Origin of the sequence: Pseudoduganella sp., assembly GCF_041914865.1 — a bacterium.
Taxonomy (GTDB): domain Bacteria; phylum Pseudomonadota; class Gammaproteobacteria; order Burkholderiales; family Burkholderiaceae_D; genus Rugamonas.
Genome location: NZ_JAYSCO010000043.1, coordinates 24950 through 43955, shown reverse-complemented (window position 1 = coordinate 43955; position 19006 = coordinate 24950). Strand labels below are relative to the sequence as shown.

The following is a 19006-nucleotide window of genomic DNA, read 5'->3' as shown; positions in this document are numbered from 1 at the left end:
CGCTGCTGCCGCTACCGCCCGCCGCCCCAGCGCCGCCCGCACCGCCGGTGCCGGCCGCGCCGGCGCCACCGTTGGCTGCCACCGCGCCACTGCCACCGCCCGCGCCCGACGTATTGGCGCCGCCTGCCGCGCCGTTACCGGCGGTATTGCTGCCAGCCGTGCCAGCCCCGCCCGCAGCGCCGGACCCGCCCGCCGCGCCCGCGCCGCCGGCCGCACCGGCGCCGCCCGCGCCACCGGTACCGCCGGTGGCGGCGCCGGAACCGGAGCCATTGCCGCTATTGTCGGCGGTGCCCGCCGTCGCGGCGCCGCTGCCGGCGCTGCTGTTCTGGTCACCCATGCCGGCCGTGCTGGTGGTATCCGGCGGTGGCATGCCGTTGCTGGCGACATTGCTGGAGCTGGCCGCGCCGCTGGACGAACTGCCGCCCGCCGCGCTCTGGGTCGCGCTCGAGGCGCCGGAGGCGACATTGCCCGATGCCCCGCCCAGGCCGCCCGCGCCGCCGGCCGCGCCATTGCCGCCGGCTGCACCCGCCCCGCCGGCGCCACCGGTGCCGCCGCCGGCATTGCCGGTCGCACCGCCCGCGCCGCCATTGGCGCCATTGGCATTGCCGCTGGCGCCGCCGGCGCCGCTACCTGCGGTGCCGACCAGGCCGCCGGCACCGCCCGCAGCAGCTCCACCTGCCCCGCCGCCTCCACCTGCCCCTGCCGTCACGGCGCCGCCGGCGCCGCCCGCGCCGCCTTCACCGCCGCGCGCGCCATCGCCGCCGCGGCCCGAGGTCGCGCCCGACGCCAGCCCGCCGGCCCCGCTGGCGCCACCGCTGCCGGCGCCAGCCGTTGCCATGCCGCCCGTGCCGGCGCCGCCGCTGCCGGCGCCACCGGTGGCGCTGCCATTGTTGGCAATGCCGCCCGCGCCGCCGCCGGCGCCGGTGCCGCCGTTCGCCGCACCGCCCGCCCCGCCGCTGCCGCCGGCATTGCCGCCGGTGGCACTGCCGGCCGTGCCGGCTGCCCCGGCGCCGCCGTTGGCATTGCCGCCGTTGCTGGCCACATTGCCGATATTGTTGATGACGTTGTTGGTCACGGTACCGGTCAGGGCGCTGGTGGCCGTGGCGGTCGACGTGTTGAAGGCATTGGTCATGGAGGAGGAAGCCGTGGCGCCATTGTTGGCGGCCGCCGCGCCGACGGCGGCGGCACTGGCCGCGCCGGTGCTGTTGTTGTTGGCATTGGCCTGGCTATTGTCGTTGTTGCGGTTGGCATTGCTTTCCTGGTTCGCGTTCGAATTGTCGCTGGCCTGCGCCCCCGGCCCGGTCTGGGTGGTGGCGGTGGTGGGCAGCGGTGTCTCCTGCGCAAAGGCCGATCCCATTGCCAGCGCAATGGCTGTTGCAAGCAAAGTTTTCTTCATCTCATCCTCACTGTTTGTGGTGTTCCTCGGTTGCCCGCATGGCTGGGGCTTGAACCCATATCGCAAGCTTGATGCCACCTCAGCTAAGCTCTTGATATCATTCGACTTTCATGCGGCGCTGCAGCAGGAATCGCGGGCCCGGGCCGGCAAAGTGTCACGCCGCTGTGACACAGCAACGGCGCGCCGGCGCTGCCGGCGGCCTGGCGCGAGAGGGAAACGGGGGGATGGGCCAGTGTCACACGCGTGTGACACGACCGTAATGCCGGCTCAGTCTTCCTGGCGCCGCGCCGGCCGCGAGATGCCGTGCTTCGCCATCAGGCGGTACAGCGTCATGCGCGAAATGCCAAGCCCGCGCGCGACTGCCGTAATGCTGTGTCCAGCGTCAAGCTGGCTTTGCAAGGCCAGCCGCTCGGCACGCTCGCGTGCGCTCTCCAGCGCCTCGCTGGGGGCCGGGCTGGCGCGCCCCGGCGCCTCCAGTTCCAGGTCATGCGGCTGGATCAGAGCACCGTCGGCCATGACGGCCGCGCGCCGTACACGGTTCAGCAGTTCGCGCACATTGCCCGGCCAGTCGTGGCTGCGCAAGGCGCACAGGGCGCTGCTGCTGAAGCCGCGCAGGCCGCGCGCGCGCTCGGTGGCGTAGCTGTGGAACACTTCCTCGGCCAGCGCCACCACGTCTTCGCGCCGTTCGCGCAAGGCCGGCACCTGCAGGGTCAGCACATTCAGGCGGTAAAACAGGTCTTCGCGGAAATGGCCGCGCTCCACCGCTTCGGCCAGCTTGACGTGCGAGGCGGCAATCACGCGCGCATCGACCGGCACGCTGCGCGTGCCGCCCACGCGGTAGATCGTTCTCTCCTGCAGGAAGCGCAGCAGGTTGGCCTGCAGTTCCAGCGGCAGGTCGCCGATCTCGTCGAGGAAGATCGAACCGCCGCTGGCCGATTCCACCAGCCCGGTCTTGCCGGAGCCGGCGCCGGTGAAGGCGCCCTTCTCGTAGCCGAACAGTTCCGACTGCACCAGCGAGGCCGGGATGGCGCCGCAGTTGATCGGCACGAAGGGGCCGTCGGCCCGCCCCGAGTGTTCATGTATCGCACGCGCCACAAGTTCCTTGCCGGTACCGCTCTCGCCCCAGATCAGCACCGGCGCGTCGGCCCCCGCCACTTTCAGGATCTGCTGGCGCAGCAAGGTAATGGCCGGGCTGCTGCCGGTCAGGCGCATGGCGCAGGCTTCGGCGTCCTGCGCATGCGGGCCCAGGGCGGCCAGGCCGAGCGCGTGGCCGATGGTATGGCTAAGGCGCGCCGGGTCCAGCGGCCAGGTGTGGAAGTCGACGCAGTGGTCGTGCACCAGCTGGCGCAACGGCGCGTCCTGCAGGGCTTGCGGGCGGAACAGCGCGATCCAGCGCGGGCGGCTGTGGCGCCGCAGAAAGTGGTCGAGCGCGCCCAGGGGGCCGTCCCAATCGTCCAGCACCAGCACCCCGACCGGGAAGTGCTGGCCCTCCAGCGCGCCGGCGGCGGCGTCCAGGCCGGCCGCCTGGCACACGTCAAAACCGCCCAGCGCAGCCTGCAAAGCGCCCTCCAGCACCTGGGGCGGGCCCGTGATGCACAAGACCTCTCTTGACATAATTTCACCTTGCGACCGTGTGGACGGGCGGGATAGAATACTGCCGCACAATTTTTCAGCACCAACTTCAGTTACCGGAAATAACTAAGTATTAAAGGTGCATATAAAACAACGGGGAAAGCATGGATCAATATAGGCTAGAGGCGAACAAACTGCCAACACTCAAGCAGCGCCTCGCTTTGCGCGTCCTGCACGCCTTCGGCTGGCAAATGAAGTTCCGGCCGCTGCCGGGCCCGCGCGGCATTGCCGTGGTCTATCCGCATACCTCGAACTGGGATTTCCTGATCGGCGTGTTCGGCAAATGGGCGCTCGACCTGCCGTTCCGCTGGCTGGCCAAGCACACCCTGTTCAAGATCCCGCTGCTGGGACGCTGGTTCTATTACCTGGGCGGCTCGCCGGTCGACCGCAGCGCGCCGCAGGGCCTGATCCAGGCCCAGGCCGACGCCATGCTGAAGGAAGACTGGTACTGGGTCGGCATCACGCCGGAAGGCACGCGCGGCTACAAGCCCTGTTGGAAGAGCGGCTTCTACCAGTTGGCCCTGGCGGCCAAGGTGCCGCTGGTGCTGGTGTACATCGACTACCCGAACAAGACCCTGGGACTGACCGAGCACATCTGGCTGACCGGCGATGAGGAGCAGGACATGGCCGCCATCCGTGCCGGTTTCGCCGGCCACCTCGGCAAGCATCCGGAGTTGATGGCGCCTATCGTCTTGCGCCAGCGCTGAAGCCGGCCACTTCGGCATCGCCCTCCAGGCGCACCAGGGTGATGGTGTGCGCCTTGCCCGGCTCGAAGCGCAGCGCCGTCCCCGGCGCGATATCGAGCCGCATGCCATACGCCTTCCAGCGCTCGAACTGCAGCGCCGAATCGACTTCAAAGAAATGGAAATGGGAGCCGACCTGGATAGGCCGGTTCCCCTGGTTGGTTACGGTAAGCGTGGTGCGATCAGTCATATGACTCTATCTGCAAGACTCATGCCAGTGTTTTCAAGTGATTCTCTCACTTTTTCTGCACCAGCATAAGGCATTGCACCAGCGCAGTGCAGCTTACTCTTTCGGATAGGGCCCTTTGCCGCCGCTGGCGATGAATTCATCGATGCGCGCGTGCAGCACCGGCAGCGGCACCGAGCCCAGTTCCAGCACCGTGTCATGGAAGGCGCGGATGTCGAACTTGCTGCCCAGCGCCTTCTCGGCCTTGCCGCGCGCTTCGAAAATCGCCATCTCGCCCAGGTAGTAGGACAGCGCCTGGCCCGGCCAGGAGATATAGCGGTCCACCTCCGTCATCACCTCGTGCGACGAGAGCGCGGTGTTGTCCATCAGGTAGCGCTGCGCCTGTTCGCGCGTCCAGCCCTTGGCGTGGATGCCGGTGTCGACCACCAGGCGCGAGGCGCGCCAGGCCTGGTAGCTCAGCATGCCGAAGACTTCGTACGGCGTCTCGTAGATGCCCATCTCGCTGCCAAGGCGTTCCGCATACAGGGCCCAGCCTTCGCCATAGGCCGAGATATACGCGTTGCGGAACGGCGGACGGCCTTTCTGTTCGAGCGCGATCGGCATCTGGAAGGCGTGGCCCGGCGCCGATTCATGCAAGGTCAGCGCCGGCAGCGAGTACAGCGGGCGCGCCGGCAGGTTGTAGGTGTTGACCCAGTAGCCGCCCGGGCCGCCGCGCCCGGAGGTGTAGTACGGCGCGATTTCCGGCGCCACCGGGATGATGGCGAAGCGGCTGCGCGGCAGGCGGCCGAAGTAGTCGGCCACCTTGCCGTCGAATTTCTTGGAGATCCAGGCTGCGCGCATCAGCAGTTCTTCCGGCGTCTTGGCGTAGAACTGCGGGTCAGTACGCAGGAACTGCAGGAAGGCCGGCAGGTCGCCCTGGAACTTCACCTGCTTCATCACCTCGTGCATCTCGGCGCGGATCTTGGCCATCTCCTGCAGGCCGATCTGGTGGATCTGCTCGGCGCTCAGGCTGGTGGTGGTGAACTCCAGGATCTTGGACTGGTAATAGGCCTTGCCGTCCGGGTAGCTCTCCGCCGCCAGCTCCACCTTCGCCTTCGGCACGTATTCCTCGCGCATGAACTTGAGCAGCGCGGCGTGGGCCGGGATCACCTTGTCGCGGATCGCCGCCAGCGCCGCCGCGCGCAGCGCGTCCTGCTCCGCCGCCGGGATGGTGGCCGGCATCTGCTTGAAGGGCTTGAAGAACGCCACGTCTTCCGGCTTGGCCTCGCTCACTGCGGTGATCGACTGGTCGCGTCCTTCCAGCGTCACCTTGGGCGGGGTGAAGCCGCGCGCCAGGCCGGCGCGCATATTGGCGATTTCCTCATTGAAGTAGCGCGGCACATCGTTCAGCTGCGCCACGTAGTTGCGGTAGTCATCGGCCGTGCGGAACGACTTGCGCGCCTCGCCGGCCAGGTTGGACCAGAACGACGAGTCGGCGTTGAGCGGCTTTTCGTATTCGCGGAAGCGCTGGTTGTCCAGCAGCGATACGATCTGCGCGCGGTACACCTGGTAGTTGATGCGTTCTTTCGGCGAAAGCTGGGCCGGCTTAATGCTTTCGAGTTGGCGCAGCGTCTGCTCCCAGCGCCGCTGGCGCTCCATCTGGGTCGCCGCATCGACGCGCGGCAGCTGGTGCTCCACGCCGCGCACATCGTCTTCGTCATCCTCCAGCCGCTGTTGCAGGCGCCATTTCCATTCAGCCTGGTGGATGGCGGCAAAGCGGGCATCTGCGCTACCGGGTTTAGCTGCTGCAAAGGATGGAGAACTGAAGGCTGCTGCGATGGCGAGTGCTGCGACTAACTGTTTCATGGTGCTCCCGGTGCTCAGGTTGGTAACGGTTCCGGGAGTGTACCTTAAGGGCAAAGCGCCGGCGCAGTCAATGGCAGCGTTATGCGGAAACTCGTAGCGCCAGGCGTGGAATCGACCGAAACCTGGCCGCCCAGCACGTGGCACAGCAGGTTGTGCACCACATGCAGGCCCAGGCCGCCGGTGCCGGTGCCCATGCGCGTGGTGAAGAAGGGATCGAAGATGCGTTCCAGCGTGCCGGGCGCGATGCCGCAGCCGTTGTCCTGCACCGCCAGCAGCAGCTGGCCGCCGTCGATGGCAGATGCCTGCACCCGGATGGTGCCGCCCGCGCTGCCCATGGCGCCGAAGGCGTGCAGCTGCGCATTGCGCACCAGCTGCTGCAGGATGTGCGCCACCGGGCGCGGGTAGCTGTCCATTTCCAGGCCGGGCGGGACTCCGGTCTCCAGCGCGATGCCGTCGGCGGCCAGGCCGGCCTTGAGCGGCTGCAGCGCCTGCGCCACCAGGTCGGCCAGCTGGAAGCGCGTGCGCTGTTCGCTGGACTGGTCCACCGCCACCTGCTTGAAGCTCTCCACCAGGCTGGACGACTTGTGCAGGCTGCGCAGCAGCAGCCCGGCCGCCTTGGCGGTATCGGCCGCAAAGTGCTCCAGGTCCGAACGCCGCACGCCCGCGCCGATCTGGGCGCCGAAGGCGCGCGCCCGGTCTTCCAGCGTACTGGCGATCAGCACGCTGTTGCCGATCGGCGTATTCAGTTCATGCGCCACCCCGGCCACCAGTGCGCCCAGCGCGGCCATGCGTTCATTGCGCGCCACCTCGGCGCGCGCGCTGCGCAGCTGCTCCAGCGCCTCCTTCAAGGCTTTCTGCGTGCGCGCCAGGCGGATATGGGCCTGGGCGCGCGCCAGCACTTCCTCCGCCTGGTAAGGCTTGGCGATGAAGTCCACCGCGCCGCTCTGGAAGCCGCGCACCTTGTCGTCCATTTCGTACTGGGCCGAAAGGAAGATGACGGGGATGTCGCACAGCGCCGGGTCGGCCTTCAGGCGGCGGCACACCTCAAAGCCGTCGATGCCGGGCATGTTCACATCGAGCAGCACCAGCTCGGGCGGGCGCGCGCTGGCGCTCCACAGGGCCAGCTCGCCGTCCGGCGCCTGGCGCACCAGGTAGCCGGCGTTGCCCAGCAGGTCGCTCAGCAGCTTGAGCGAGGCCGGCGTGTCTTCCACCACCAGGATTTCGCCCAGGCCGCTCATGCCGTGGCGCCTTTGCGGCTGGCCGCGGCGTGCAGCAGCTGCCACAGCGGCTGGTATTGCTGGCGCTCGAGCATGGCGCGCACGCTGCGCGCCACGCCGGCATCGAGCGCGTCAACCTGGTCCAGCAGGCGCGCCACCTGCTGCATATCAAGGCCGCGCACCGCGCCCGCCAGCTCCTGCAGCAAGGCGGCCGGCAGGCCGGCCAGCGCCGCCGCGTCGGGCGCCGCTGGCGCGCCGGCTGCGGCCGGCGGCGCCTCGCTGCGCATCAGGAAGTGCAGGTTCATCAGCTGCGCCAGCGCGGCGTACAGCTGCTCGGCCTGCACCGGCTTGCGCAGGAAAGCGTCGGCGCCGGCCATCAGCGCCTCCTGCTTCTCCTCCTCAAACGCGGAGGCGGTCAGCACCAGCACGCGCGGCTGCGCCAGCGCCGGCTGGCCGCGCAGCCAGCGCGTCACGGCCAGCCCGTCCTGGCCCGGCATATGCCAGTCCATGAGCACCAGTTCCGCCGCGCCGCTGGCCAGCAGCGCCATGGCGGCACGGCCGTCGGCCGCCTCCAAGAGGTGGAAGCCGAGCGGCGCCAGCATGCTGCGCAGCAGTTCGCGGCTGTCGCCATCGTCGTCCACCACCAGGATGCGCCGCCCCTGCTCCTCGGGCGGCAGGCCGGCCACGCTGGCCATGGCCGGCGCCGGCGCGGCCGCTTCGCATTCGTCCACTTCGATGGCGAAACTGAATTCGGCGCCCGCGCCGGGCGCCGAGCGCAGGCGCAGCTCGCCGCCCATCAGGCGCACGAACTCGCGGCTGATGCCCAGCCCCAGGCCGGTGCCGCCGCGCGCGCTGCCGTGCGCGGTCTGCTCGAACGGCTCGAAAATGCGGGCCTGGTCGGCCGGCGCGATGCCGATGCCGGTGTCGCGCACGGCAACCGCCAGGCGCCAGCGGCGGGCGCCAAGCGGCTGCGCGTCGACCTGCAGGGTAATGCCGCCCTGCTGCACGAACTTGGCGGCATTCGACAACAGGTTGAGCAGCACCTGGCGCAGGCGCGCGCCATCGGCCAGCACTTGCGGCGGCAGGCGGCTGCAGGCCAGGGCCAGCGTCACGCCCTTGCGCTCAACGCGCAGGCGCACCATCTCCACCACTTCCTGCAGCAGCGGCTCCAGCGCCAGCGGCTCCAGGGCAAGCTGGGCGCGCCCGGTTTCGATGCGCGACAGTTCGAGGATATCGTTGATCAGGCCCAGCAGGTGCTGGCCGGAGCGCTTGATGATGGCCAGGTGGCGCCGCTCGCCCTCGAACATGCTGGCCGATTCGGCCAGCATGCCGGCAAAGCCGATCACCGCATTCAGCGGCGTGCGCAGCTCATGGCTCATATTGGCCAGGAACACGCTCTTGGCCTGGTTGGCCGCCTTCGCTTCCGCCACCGCCTCCGACAGCGCGGCGGTGCGCTGCTGCACCAGGTCCTCCAGCCGGTTGCGGTGCGCCAGCAGTTCGGCCTCGGCCTGTTTGCGACCGCTGATATCTTCGTAGCTGCAGCGCAGCCAGCGCTTGCCGCTGGCCGGCAGGCGGCGCAGCTTGACTTCGGCCGGGAAGGTGCTGCCGTCCGGGCGCCGCACGGTACGCTCGAAGCACAGCGCCTCGCCCGCCCAGGCCCGCTCGGAACTGGCGCGCACCACCTGCGCCGGGTCGGCGTCGCCGAACTGGCCGGGCGCGTACAGCGCGCTCGGGTGCATGCCCAGCAGCTGCGCGCGCGGGAAGCCGAACAGCGTTTCCGCCTCGCCGTTGGCATCGACAAAACAGCCGCTGTCCACGTCCAGCACCAGGATCGCCTCCGGCGCGTATTCGACCAGGGCGCGGAAACGCTCCTTGCTTTCGCGGCTGGCCAATGCCGCCTGCGCCAGGCGGCGGCGCTGCACCAGCATCACGCCCAGCACCGCCGCCAGCAGCACGATGGTGGCGCCGGCCGCCAGCACCGGCGTGCGGTAAGCCTGCCACAGGGTGGGCGGCTGGTGCAGGATGGTGGCGCCGGGCAGCGGCGCCGGATCGATACGCCAGCGCTCCAGCGCACGCCAGTCGTACAGCGACTGCACCGGCCCGGCCGCGATGCGCGTCAGCGCGCCGGCCGTGCCGGGCCGGCCCTGCAGGATCTCCAGCGCGTGCCGGCCCAGTTCATCGCCCGATTGCGGCAGGTTGCGCACGGCGCCGCCCACCGCGCCCTCGCCCACCGCCTGGTCGAACAGGACGAAGACCGGCACGTTCGCCTCGCGCATCACGTCGCGGTGGGCGTCGATGGTGGGCAGGGTGAAGCCATCGCGGTCGCGGTTGAACAGGCCGACCAGCACGATGGTGTCCGGCGTCAGGTTATTGACATAGCGCAACTGCTCAGGCCAGCTCATATTCTGCAGGAACTCGACCTGCACCTTGCGCAGCCAGGGCGCCAGTTCCACCTCGGCCTGGCGCTGGAAGGCGCGGTCGGCTTCCGACACGCCACCCGGCAGCACCACGCGTCGCGTGCGCGGCAGCAGCTGCAGCGCTTCGCGCATGGTGGCGCCGACGTCGGGCACGATCGCGTACTGGAACATCGGGCGCGGGCTGCCCGCCAGCTGCACGGTGGAGGGGGCCGAGTCGGCCAGCAGCGGCGCCTGCGGCGCCAGCGCCGCCAGCTCGCGCAGCGTGAAGTTGAGGGCCGGCTGCTGCAGGGCCACCAGCAGGTCGATGCGCTGGCTGCCATACTGGGCCAGCAGCAGGTCGCGCCGCGCCGCCGCCACGCGCTCGGCGTTGGGCTGGTTCAGGTGCAGGTATTCGACATGGATATGGTCCAGCGGCAGGCCGCCGGCGCGCAGGCGGCGGATGAAGGCGTCGGTGATGCTGTCAAAACCGGGCCGCCCCGGCCCGTATGAATTGAGCAACAGGACGTGCGCCTGGCCCAGGCCCGCTTTGCCGGCCGCCGGCGCAGGCGCAGCCGCCAGCGCCGACGCCGCCCATGCCGCCAGTAGCAAGCTTGCCCAGAGCTGCCTGAAAAGTGTGCCGACCATGTTCCACGCGTAGTGTGCCTGGAATGATCATACCCAAAACGTGGCTCCCTGCAACTTTTTGTCAGCTGGCCAGCGTGTCGCAGGCAATCGCGGTGCTGAGGAAGATCTGGCCGTTCAGGCGTTGCGGCAGGTCCGAATCGCGCAGGCGGTCCATGACCGGGCCCTTGACCTCGGCCAGGTGCAGGCCGATGTTGCGCCGCGCCAGGCTGGCATTCAGCTCGCCCAGCGCAAACAGCGCGGTGGTGTCGATCGAGCTGACCGAGGACATGGCCAGCACCAGGTTGCGCGCCGTCGGGTGCGTGCGCAATTCATCCTCGATGCGCTGCTGCACCGCCTCCACATTGCCGAAGAACAGGTTGGCGTCGATGCGCAGCACCAGCAGCTCGGGCCGGGTCTCGGCCGGGTAGCGTTCGATATTGCGGAAATGCTCGCTGCCGGCGATGCGGCCCAGCACCGCGATATGCGGCCGGCTGGCGCGCCAGATCAGGGTCCCCATCGACAGCGCCACGCCCACCAGCACGCCGGCCTCCACGCCCAGCAGCACCACGCCGGCGCCGGTGACGAACCAGGCCAGCGCATCGCCGCGGTCGTAGCGCCAGGCGGTGCGCAGGGTGTCCAGTTCCAGCATGCCCAGCACGGCGACGATGATGGTGGCGGCCAGCACCGGCATCGGCAACAGGGCCAGCCAGCCGGTCGGCGCCACCAGCGCCAGGGCCAGCAGGGCCGCGGTCAGGATGCTGGCCAGCGGCGTCTGCGCGCCGGCCGCGAAGTTGACGGCGGAACGCGACATGCTGCCCGTCACCGGGAAGGCGCCCGACAGCATGCTGGCCACATTGGCCGCGCCCAGGCCGACCAGCTCACGGTTGCTGGCCAGCTTCTCATTGCGCTTGAGGGCCAGCGACTGCGCCGCCGACATGCTGATCAGGAAGACCACGAAGCCCACCAGCATGCCCGGCTGCAGCAGCTGCTGCCAGTGGCCCGGCGAGGTGGCCAGGTTCAGTTGCGGCAGCCCGCTCGGCACCTGGCCGGTGGTCTTCACGCCGAGCGCCTCCAGGCCGAGCACCTGCACCAGCAGCAGGCCAAGCAGCACCACCAGCATCGGCGCCAGGCGCGGCGCCATCTCGGCCGCGCCCTGGCGCATGCCGCAGGCGCGCAGCAGCGGCGCCAGGTGGCTGCGCGAAAGCACCAGCAACAGCAAGGCGCCCAGGCCCAGCGCGGCGCTCGGCCCATGCCAGTGCGGCAGGTCGGCGCCCAGCAGCGGCTTGAGCTGGCCGTGGGCAATCACCAGCGCCGAGCCGACCGTGAAGCCGCTCATTACCGGACGCGAAAAGAAGTTGGCCAGGAAGCCCAGGCGCAGCACGCCGCACAGCAGAAGCATGGCGCCCGCCACCAGCGCCAGTTGCGCCGCCAGCACCGCATACAGCGCCGAACCGGCCGGCGCCATCTGGCCCACGATGGCCGCCGTCATCAGCGACACGATGGCCATCGGCCCCACCGACTGCGTCATGCTGGTGCCGAACAGCGCATAGACCATGGGCGGCAGGATGCTGGCATAAATGCCGGTCACCGGCGGCAGGCCGGCCACCAGCGCGTACGCCATGCCTTGCGGGATCATCATCATCGCCACCACGACGCCCGCGCTGATATCGCCCGGCAGCAGGCCGCGCCGGTAGTGTCGCAACCAGTCCAGCATCAGCTGCCCTGCTCCAGGCTGGCCAGCACCGCCGCCAGGATCTCGTCGGACTGTTTGCGGTCGGCCACCGAGCGCGCCAGCACCAGGCCGCCGATCAGGGTGGCATAGGTGGCGATGGCGTCGCGCCGCTGCTGCTCCGGCGTGCCGGGCAGCGCCTGCGCCAGCGCCGCAAGCTGGGCCTGGAGGCTGTCGTTCATCGCTTGCCGCACTTCGGGGCCGACGCGCGCCACGTCGGGGCCAAGCGCCGCCAGGGCGCAGCCCTTGCCGGGATTGTCGCGGTGTTTGGCGGTCAGGTACATCTGCCCCAGCACGGCGCGCGGATTGGCCGGAGCATTGGCCAGCAGCTTGCGCCACGTTTCGGCCGAGCCTTCCATGGCCTTACCAAAGGCCTCGGCCAGCAAGTCTTCCTTGGAGGCGAAGTGGCCGTAAAAGCCGCCGTGCGTCAGGCCGGCGCTTTTCATCAGGTCGGCCACGCCGATGCCGTCGTAGCCCTTCTCCCGGAACAGGCGGGATGCTGTTTCAACAATGCGTTCGCGGTTCTGCGCCGCTTGCTCCCTGCTTACACGCATGATCTCCTCCTTGATTATTTTTATTATGGATGTAATATATCACACGTGGATGACGACCGTCATCTATAGATCGTGCTTTGATGGCGGACCATGCGCATGGCCGCCATCCTTTTTAGCGCGCCATGGCCAGTTCCACGCAATTGCGCCCGGCCCGTTTGGCGCGATGCAGCGCGGCCTCCAGCCGCGCCACCAGTTCGGTCGCGCCCTCGTCCGGCGCCAGCTGGGCCACGCTGAAGCTGGCCGTCACCGTGTCGCCGCCCGCCAGTTCGGTGGCGGCAATAGTCTGGCGCAATTCCTCCGCCAGCTTGAAGGCGTCGATCGCCACGGTATGCGTGGCCACCACCATGAACTGTTCGCCGCGCATGCGCGCCAGCGTATCGGAATTGCGCAGGCGCGCCTGGACCATGCTGGCGATCTGCGCCAGCGCGCGGTCGCCGGTGGTGTAGCCGTACAGCTCATTGATGGTGCGGAAACTGTCGATATCGAAGGCCATCACCGCCAGCGGCAGGCCGTAGCGGCGCGCGCGGCGGATTTCGCCATCCAGCACCTGCTCGCCCTGGCGCCGGTTGGCGACGCCGGTCAGGCCATCAAACGGCGTGACCTGGGTCAGCTGCAGGCCGAGCGCGTCGTTCTGCTGGCGCAGTTCGCTCATCACCATGCCAAAGCTGATCAATTGTGCGGCCGAGCCGAAACAGGCGAAATGCTCGCGGCTCAGCACCAGCGGTCGGTCGAACAGCATGCTGACGGCGCCCAGCAAGGGGCCGCCCGGCTCGCCGCGCAAGGGCAAGGCCAGCAGCATATGCACGCCCTGCTCTTCCAGCATGGCGGTCAGTTCCGCATCGCCGGCCTTGTCGGGCGCGTCGATCAGCACCAGCTCCCCGCGCAGGGCCGGCGCATCCAGCAAGTCATGGCGCCCGGCCAGCACATCGTGCATATCGAGGTCGATGCGCGCATCCTGCGCCACCAGCTGCAGCGTGCCGTCGCCGCCAGCGCGCAACAGCGCCGCATGGCAAATGCCGGGATAGCCGCACAGCGCATTGCAGACGCGCGCGCCCATGCGTTCCAGTTCCTCCGAACCGTACAAGGCGCGCTGCAGGCTGCGCTGGATCGCCAGCAGGTCGTTCAACTCGGCCTCGCGGTCGAGCAGGTGCTGCTGGGCCGAAGCGAGGGTGTCGGCCGTGGGCGCCATCAGGCCGGCCACGGCGTCGCGCAGCTGCGGCATGGCGAGCGGGGTAATGCGGTAGGACAGCGGGCCTTGCGCCATCAGTTCGGCCATGGTGGCCGAGCGCGTGTAAGGGCACAGCACCAGGACCGGCGCCCCCGCGCGGCTGCGCACCAGCGCCGCCAGCTCGGTGCCGGACGCCATGGCGGCGCCGTTCAGGTCAATCACCAGCAGCGATATCTTGTTCTGCGCCAGTGCATGGCGCGCGCTGGCGATGCTGTCCGCAGTCAGCAGGCGGTCGAATGACTCGGCGCAGGCAGCCACAAACTCCTGGCGCCGGGCGGCATCGGGGTGGAGGAATAGGCCGGTACGGTGACGGCGGCCAGCAGCATTAGCCATGCGGCCTAGTGTGCCACAAGTTCAATCCAGACAACATCCCTTTTATGTGAGGGAGCGCACGGTTAGCAACGGTGGCGCGGCAAATACTGGGCATCCGAGCACAGGAGGCAGCCATGGCCAACACGTCCAACACGTTCGATTCGCAGCAGCAAAGCAGCGCCGGCAACGCGCAGCGCGAGATCCAGCAGGAGCAGGACCAGCGCGATGCGCAGCAGCCGGCCGGCGGCAAAGAGAAACAGCCGGTGCAGGCCGGCCATCATGACTATCCGGCGCCGCCGCTGCCGGCGCAGCACCTGGACAAGCCGGGCCTCGAACATGAGATGGAGATGAAACCGCAGTTCCTGGCGCCCGACTATTGCGGAAGCGGCAAGCTTGCCGGCATGGCAGCGATCATTACCGGCGGCGATTCCGGCATCGGGCGCGCCGTGGCGGTGCTGTACGCGCGCGAGGGGGCCGACGTGGCGCTGGTCTACCTGGCCGAGGAGCAGCAGGACGCCGACGAGACCAGGAAGTTCGTGGAGGCCGAAGGCCAGCGCTGCCTGCTGCTGCCAGGCGATGTGCGCGACCCGGCCTTCTGCCGCCAGGCCGTGGAGCAGGTGCTGCGCGAGTTCGGGCGCGTCGATATCCTGGTCAACAATGCCGCCTTCCAGGAGCATGCCGGGGCGCTGGAGGAGCTGTCGGAGGAGCGCTTCGACCTGACCATGAAGACCAATATCTATGGCTACTTCCATATGGCCAAGGCCGTGCTGCCGCACCTGAAGCGTGGCAACGCCATCATCAATACCGGCTCGGTGGTCGGCCTGCGCGGCTCGAAGCAGCTGCTCGACTATTCCACCACCAAGGGCGCGATCCATGCATTCACCATGTCGCTCGCCTCCAACCTGCTGGAGCGCGGCATCCGCGTCAACGCGGTGGCGCCGGGCCCGGTGTGGACCCCGCTCAACCCGTCCGACCAGGTGCCGGACAAGATCAAGGAGTTCGGCAAGCAGGCCGATATGCATAGGCCCGCGCAGCCGGAAGAGATTTCGCCCGCCTTCGTGTTCCTGGCGGCGCCCTGCTGCTCAAGCTATATCAGCGGTATCGTTTTGCCGGTAACCGGCAGTATCGGGGATTGAGATGGCGCGCGCGTTATGGAAAGGGGCTATCAGCTTCGGCCTGGTGTACATCCCGGTGGAGCTGCACAAGGCCGTCGAATCGCATGACCTGGACTTGACCATGCTGGACAAGCGCGACTTCTCGCCGATCGGTTTCAAGCGCTACAACAAGGGCACCGGCAAGGAAGTCAGCTGGGACAACATCGTCAAGGGCTATGAGTACTCGGACGGCGAGTACGTGGTGCTGAGCGACGAGGACCTGCGCCTGGCCAACCCCAAGGCGACGCAAACCATCGATATCCTGGCCTTTGTCGACGCCGATTCGGTGCCGCTGACGTTTTATGAAACGCCCTACTACCTGGCGCCCGGGCGCGGCGGCGACAAGGTGTATGCCCTGCTGCGCCAGACCCTGCTCAAGGCCGGGCGCATCGCCGTCGCCACGGTGGTGATCCGCACGCGCCAGCACCTGTGCGCGCTGGTCGCGGTGGGCGACGGCATCATCATGAACACGCTGCGCTACGCCAGCGAGATCCGCAACCCGGAAGACCTGAAGCTGCCGGGCGATGCGGGCATCAGCGACAAGGAGCTGAAGATGGCGCTGTCGCTGGTGGAGGATATGAGCGAGGATTGGAATCCCACCGCGTACCACGACACCTACCGCGAGGATGTGCTCAAGCTGGTGGAGAAAAAGGTGAAAGCCGGCCAGACGCACACCATCACCGCCCCGAGCGACGAGTCGCCGGTACCCAAGGCCAGCAATGTGGTCGACCTGGTGGCGCTGCTCAAGCAAAGCCTCGGTTCGCGCGGCCGCAACGCGTCGGACGCCAGGGAGGAGCCGGAGGAGGACGAAGAGGAGGTTTCGCCGCCCGCACCACGCGCCCGCCGCAGCACCGGCGGCGCCAGCAAAGCGCGTAGCGCAGCCCCGCGTGCCACGTCCAAAGCAGCCGCACCGGCCAAGCGCGCCAGCACGGCAAAGGCCGAGAAGCCCGCCAGCAAAAGCGCGAAAAGCGGCACGGTGCGCCGCAAAGCCGCTTGAGGCGGCCCTCAAGCCGTTGCCGGGCTAAGGCCGATGGCTTTCATTGCCGGCGCCAGGCCCACCGCCGCTTTGGCGTAGCCGTCCCACGGTGTGTTGCCCACGTCCAGCCGCGTATGCGCCGTCGCCACGGTCCAGTGGTCGCCGCCGCGCAGGCCCGCCAGCTCGTCCCAGCCGACCGGCACCGAGATCCCCAGCCCGGGCCGCGCGCGCGCCGACCAGGCCGAGACCGTGGTGGCCCCGCGTCCGTTGCGCAGGTAGTCGATGAAGATCTTGCCGACGCGGTTGCGCGGCCCGCTCTTGAAGGCGAAGCGCTCCGGCAGCGTGGCGGCCATATGCTCCACCACTTGCTTGCTGAAGGCCTTCACCGTATCCCAGTCGTAGTATGGCTTGATCGGCACCACTATGTGCAGACCCTTGCCGCCGCTGGTCTTGAGGAAACTGGGCAGTCCCAGTTCATCCAGGAAGCCATGCACCAGCTGCGCCGCTTCCTGCACCTGCGCCCATTCGACCCCGCTGCCGGGGTCCAGGTCGAACAGGATGCGGTTCGGCTTTTCATACGTGCGGCCGAAGGCGTTTTGCGTATGGAATTCGATCACATTGAACTGCGCGGCCGACAGCAGGGCCTCCGCCGTCCCGACTTCCAGCATCGGTGGATGGTCTGGATCGAGTTCGCGCGGGAACTCCTTTAGTCCTTTCAGCTTGCTGGTGTCGGCATGCTTCTGGAAGAACAGCTCCGCAGCCACGCCATCCGGCGCGCGCAACAGGGCAATCGGGCGGCCGCGCGTGTGCTCCAGCATCAGGTCCGCCACCAGCGCGTAATAGCGCACCAGGTCGATCTTTTTCAGGCCGCTGGCCTGGTCCACCAGCCGGTCCGGATTGGTCACCTTCAGTGAGGCGGGCAATTTGCTTTGCACGGCGCTTTCCTCCATTGGCGCCGGTTCCTCACGGCGGATTTCACCTGCCTGCTTATCCTTGCGCAGGCCCTGGAACACGGCGTGCCTTACCGAGCCGCCGTGCGTCCACTCGCCGAAACTGACTTCGGCCACCAGCTGCGGCTTAACCCAGTGCGCCTTGCGGGCAATGGCTTTGCTGGGCGCGAACGGGTTCTTGTCGGAGGCCAGCCGCTTCAACTTGGCCGCCAGCTCGCGCAGGGTCTTGTCGTTAAAGCCGGTGCCGACATTGCCGGCGTAATGCAGGGCGCCGTCCTGGTCGTACACGCCCAGCAGCAGCGAACCGATGCCGGTGCGGCTGCCTTGCGGGTCAGTATAGCCGCCGATCACGAATTCCTGGCGCTGGGCGCATTTCAGCTTGATCCAGTCGCGCGATCGGCGTTCAGTGTACGTGGAGTCGCGCCGTTTGCCGATCACGCCTTCCAGTCCCATTTCGCAGGCCGCCGCCAGCACATGTTCGGGCGGCGCCGCCAGCACGGAACTCAGGCGTATCGTTTCGCCGTCCACGCCGGCCAGCGCGGCCTCCAGCCGCGCGCGGCGCTGCTCCAGCGGCAATGCGCGCAAGTCTTCGCCGCCAAGATAAGGCGCGTCGAACACGAAGTAGACAATATCCCTGGTGCGCTGGCCATCGAAAGCCTGCTGCAGCAGGCCGAAGTCCGGGCGGCCATGCGCGTTGTGGACGACGATCTCGCCGTCGTACCAGCCGTCGGGCAAGCCGGCTTGCGCCAGCGCTTTCCGCAGCGGTTCGAGCTTGTGGGTCCAGTCGTTGCCGTTGCGGGTCTGCAGGCGGATGCTGTCGCCCTCTATGCGGGCCAGCAGGCGGTAGCCGTCGTATTTCACTTCGAACAGCCAGTCCTCGGGCGAGGACGGCGGAGCGTCGACCAGCGTGGCCAGTTCCGGCTCCAGCGCTGCGGGAAGGGGCACGGGCTGCGCGCTGGCGCGCGCCGCGGCGCCTGGCGTGGCGGCAGCGGGACCAAGATGCTTCACGCTGTCGGGCATTTCATCGACCACGCTGAATTCGTCCGATGGGCGCACGTACTGGTCCTTCTCCTTGATCAGCAGCCAGGGTTCCTTCTCCTCCCCCTTGCCGCGCATGCGCACCAGGGCCCAGCGGCCGTGCATCTTGTGGCCGTGCAGCAGGAATACCAGTTTGCCCGCGCGGTAGCCCTTGTGCGGGTCTTCCAGCGGCTCCCAGGTGCCGCGGTCCCAGATGATCACCTTGCCGGCGCCGTACTGCTTTTCCGGGATCGTGCCTTCGAACTCGTTGTACGAAATGGGATGGTCTTCGACGTGCACCGCCATGCGCTTGTCGCGCGTGTCGTAGCTCGGTCCCTTGGGCACGGCCCAGCTTTTCATGGTGCCGTCGAGCTCCAGGCGGAAGTCGTAGTGCAGCCGCGTCGCCCAGTGCTTCTGGATGACGAAGGCCAGCCGGTCCTGGCCCGGCTGGCCGCCCTCCTCGGGTTCCGGCGTCACGCTGAAATTCCGTTTCGCCTTGTAGGTCTTGAGTGCATCCTTCATGGCCCCACTGTACGGGGCGCACGGCGTGCCGACGGTTAAACGCCGCACTTTGTAAGCAGTTTGTGCAGATGTAAGGAGTTGTAATACCCGTCAACTAGCGCGGCCGTGGCGCCGTTTTTTGCTCAGTGACACGGCAATAGTGCACGACACACGAAACGATTTATACCATTTTCGCCAAGGAGCCTGACCATGAAGAAGACCATCGCCACCCTGATCGCCGGCCTGCTCGCAACCGCTGCCTTCGCACAAAGCCCGGCGCCGGCCGCCAAGCCAGCCGCCAAACCCGCTGCCGCAGCGGCAGCTTCCAGCGCCTCCAGCGCTGCTTCTTCCGCAGCCGCCTCCGCTGCATCGGCTGCCACGCCTGCGGCCCCGGCGACTCCGGCGACCCCGGCGACTCCGGCGGATAAGGCTGGCAAGGCTAGCCCTGCCACCCCGGCGACTCCCGCCACGCCAGCCGCCGCGCCGGCAGCGTCGGCCAAGCACGCCGGCTACGACTTGAAGAAGGCCACCAAGTAAGGTTTCCC

14 protein-coding genes are annotated in these 19006 nt (G+C 68.4%); 4 read left to right on the top strand and 10 right to left on the bottom strand.

The genetic code is table 11. The features are described from left to right. The coding region (locus ACE3TQ_RS18730) for a hypothetical protein (protein ID WP_374583807.1) at positions 1 to 1396 on the bottom strand (1396 nt) is incomplete at its 3' end. 267 nt (positions 1397 to 1663) lie between these two features. Beyond that, the gene (locus tag ACE3TQ_RS18725; protein ID WP_374583806.1) at positions 1664 to 3010 is read right to left on the bottom strand and encodes a sigma 54-interacting transcriptional regulator; all 1347 of its coding nucleotides are present in this window, start codon (positions 3008 to 3010) and stop codon (positions 1664 to 1666) included. Between the two features lie 122 nt (positions 3011 to 3132). Here ACE3TQ_RS18725 and ACE3TQ_RS18720 point away from each other — a divergent pair, with 122 nt between their 5' ends. After that, the gene (locus ACE3TQ_RS18720; RefSeq protein WP_374583805.1) at positions 3133 to 3735 is read left to right on the top strand and encodes a 1-acyl-sn-glycerol-3-phosphate acyltransferase; all 603 of its coding nucleotides are present in this window, start codon (positions 3133 to 3135) and stop codon (positions 3733 to 3735) included. Here ACE3TQ_RS18720 and ureB read toward each other — a convergent pair. The 7 genes from ureB to ACE3TQ_RS18685 form a co-directional block, all read right to left on the bottom strand. Continuing rightward, on the bottom strand, positions 3713 to 3961 hold the full coding sequence (gene ureB, locus ACE3TQ_RS18715) for an urease subunit beta (RefSeq protein WP_374583804.1): 249 nt from the start codon (positions 3959 to 3961) through the stop codon (positions 3713 to 3715). The genes ACE3TQ_RS18720 and ureB overlap by 23 nt on opposite strands. Positions 3962 to 4054: 93 nt before the next feature. Then, positions 4055 to 5803 (bottom strand): DUF885 family protein, encoded by a 1749-nt coding sequence (locus tag ACE3TQ_RS18710; RefSeq protein WP_374583803.1) that lies wholly within the window; start codon positions 5801 to 5803, stop codon positions 4055 to 4057. 44 nt (positions 5804 to 5847) lie between these two features. After that, on the bottom strand, positions 5848 to 7041 hold the full coding sequence (locus tag ACE3TQ_RS18705) for a sensor histidine kinase (RefSeq protein ID WP_374583802.1): 1194 nt from the start codon (positions 7039 to 7041) through the stop codon (positions 5848 to 5850). Further along, on the bottom strand, positions 7038 to 10061 hold the full coding sequence (locus tag ACE3TQ_RS18700; protein ID WP_374583801.1) for an ATP-binding protein: 3024 nt from the start codon (positions 10059 to 10061) through the stop codon (positions 7038 to 7040). The genes ACE3TQ_RS18705 and ACE3TQ_RS18700 overlap by 4 nt, the downstream gene beginning before the upstream one ends. Positions 10062 to 10122: 61 nt before the next feature. After that, on the bottom strand, positions 10123 to 11754 hold the full coding sequence (locus ACE3TQ_RS18695) for a SulP family inorganic anion transporter (RefSeq protein WP_374583800.1): 1632 nt from the start codon (positions 11752 to 11754) through the stop codon (positions 10123 to 10125). Next, positions 11754 to 12323 carry a TetR/AcrR family transcriptional regulator gene (locus tag ACE3TQ_RS18690; protein ID WP_374583799.1) on the bottom strand — a complete coding sequence of 190 codons (570 nt, stop codon included), beginning with the start codon at positions 12321 to 12323 and terminating at the stop codon, positions 11754 to 11756. Before ACE3TQ_RS18690 ends, ACE3TQ_RS18695 begins: the two co-directional genes overlap by 1 nt. A gap of 112 nt (positions 12324 to 12435) precedes the next feature. After that, the gene (locus ACE3TQ_RS18685) at positions 12436 to 13884 is read right to left on the bottom strand and encodes a diguanylate cyclase (RefSeq protein ID WP_374583798.1); all 1449 of its coding nucleotides are present in this window, start codon (positions 13882 to 13884) and stop codon (positions 12436 to 12438) included. A gap of 113 nt (positions 13885 to 13997) precedes the next feature. On the opposite strand from ACE3TQ_RS18685, the gene ACE3TQ_RS18680 reads away from it, so the two are divergent. Further along, positions 13998 to 14999, top strand: a complete 1002-nt coding sequence (locus ACE3TQ_RS18680) for an SDR family oxidoreductase (protein ID WP_374583797.1) — start codon at positions 13998 to 14000, stop codon at positions 14997 to 14999. A gap of 1 nt (position 15000) precedes the next feature. Further along, positions 15001 to 16014, top strand: a complete 1014-nt coding sequence (locus ACE3TQ_RS18675; RefSeq protein ID WP_374583795.1) for a Ku protein — start codon at positions 15001 to 15003, stop codon at positions 16012 to 16014. An 8-nt stretch (positions 16015 to 16022) separates the two neighbouring features. On the opposite strand, the gene ligD is transcribed toward ACE3TQ_RS18675, so the two are convergent. Beyond that, positions 16023 to 18482: a DNA ligase D gene (ligD, locus tag ACE3TQ_RS18670; protein WP_374583794.1), complete on the bottom strand. Its 2460-nt coding sequence runs from the start codon at positions 18480 to 18482 to the stop codon at positions 16023 to 16025. Positions 18483 to 18671: 189 nt separating this feature from the next. Between ligD and ACE3TQ_RS18665 the strand changes: the two genes are divergently transcribed. Continuing rightward, entirely contained in the window at positions 18672 to 18998 is a 327-nt protein-coding gene (locus ACE3TQ_RS18665; RefSeq protein WP_374583793.1) for a hypothetical protein, read from the top strand. Positions 18999 to 19006 lie beyond the last annotated feature (8 nt).

Excerpts from the sequence above, each read along its gene's own strand:
- ACE3TQ_RS18725 (WP_374583806.1), bottom strand. The coding sequence starts at position 3,010 with ATGTCAAGAGAGGTCTTGTGCATCACGGGCCCGCCCCAGGTGCTGGAG.
- ACE3TQ_RS18720 (WP_374583805.1), top strand. The coding sequence starts at position 3,133 with ATGGATCAATATAGGCTAGAGGCGAACAAACTGCCAACACTCAAGCAG.
- ureB (WP_374583804.1), bottom strand. The coding sequence starts at position 3,961 with ATGACTGATCGCACCACGCTTACCGTAACCAACCAGGGGAACCGGCCT.
- ACE3TQ_RS18710 (WP_374583803.1), bottom strand. The coding sequence starts at position 5,803 with ATGAAACAGTTAGTCGCAGCACTCGCCATCGCAGCAGCCTTCAGTTCT.
- ACE3TQ_RS18705 (WP_374583802.1), bottom strand. The coding sequence starts at position 7,041 with ATGAGCGGCCTGGGCGAAATCCTGGTGGTGGAAGACACGCCGGCCTCG.
- ACE3TQ_RS18700 (WP_374583801.1), bottom strand. The coding sequence starts at position 10,061 with ATGGTCGGCACACTTTTCAGGCAGCTCTGGGCAAGCTTGCTACTGGCG.
- ACE3TQ_RS18695 (WP_374583800.1), bottom strand. The coding sequence starts at position 11,754 with ATGCTGGACTGGTTGCGACACTACCGGCGCGGCCTGCTGCCGGGCGAT.
- ACE3TQ_RS18690 (WP_374583799.1), bottom strand. The coding sequence starts at position 12,323 with ATGCGTGTAAGCAGGGAGCAAGCGGCGCAGAACCGCGAACGCATTGTT.
- ACE3TQ_RS18685 (WP_374583798.1), bottom strand. The coding sequence starts at position 13,884 with ATGGCTAATGCTGCTGGCCGCCGTCACCGTACCGGCCTATTCCTCCAC.
- ACE3TQ_RS18680 (WP_374583797.1), top strand. The coding sequence starts at position 13,998 with ATGGCCAACACGTCCAACACGTTCGATTCGCAGCAGCAAAGCAGCGCC.
- ACE3TQ_RS18675 (WP_374583795.1), top strand. The coding sequence starts at position 15,001 with ATGGCGCGCGCGTTATGGAAAGGGGCTATCAGCTTCGGCCTGGTGTAC.
- ligD (WP_374583794.1), bottom strand. The coding sequence starts at position 18,482 with ATGAAGGATGCACTCAAGACCTACAAGGCGAAACGGAATTTCAGCGTG.
- ACE3TQ_RS18665 (WP_374583793.1), top strand. The coding sequence starts at position 18,672 with ATGAAGAAGACCATCGCCACCCTGATCGCCGGCCTGCTCGCAACCGCT.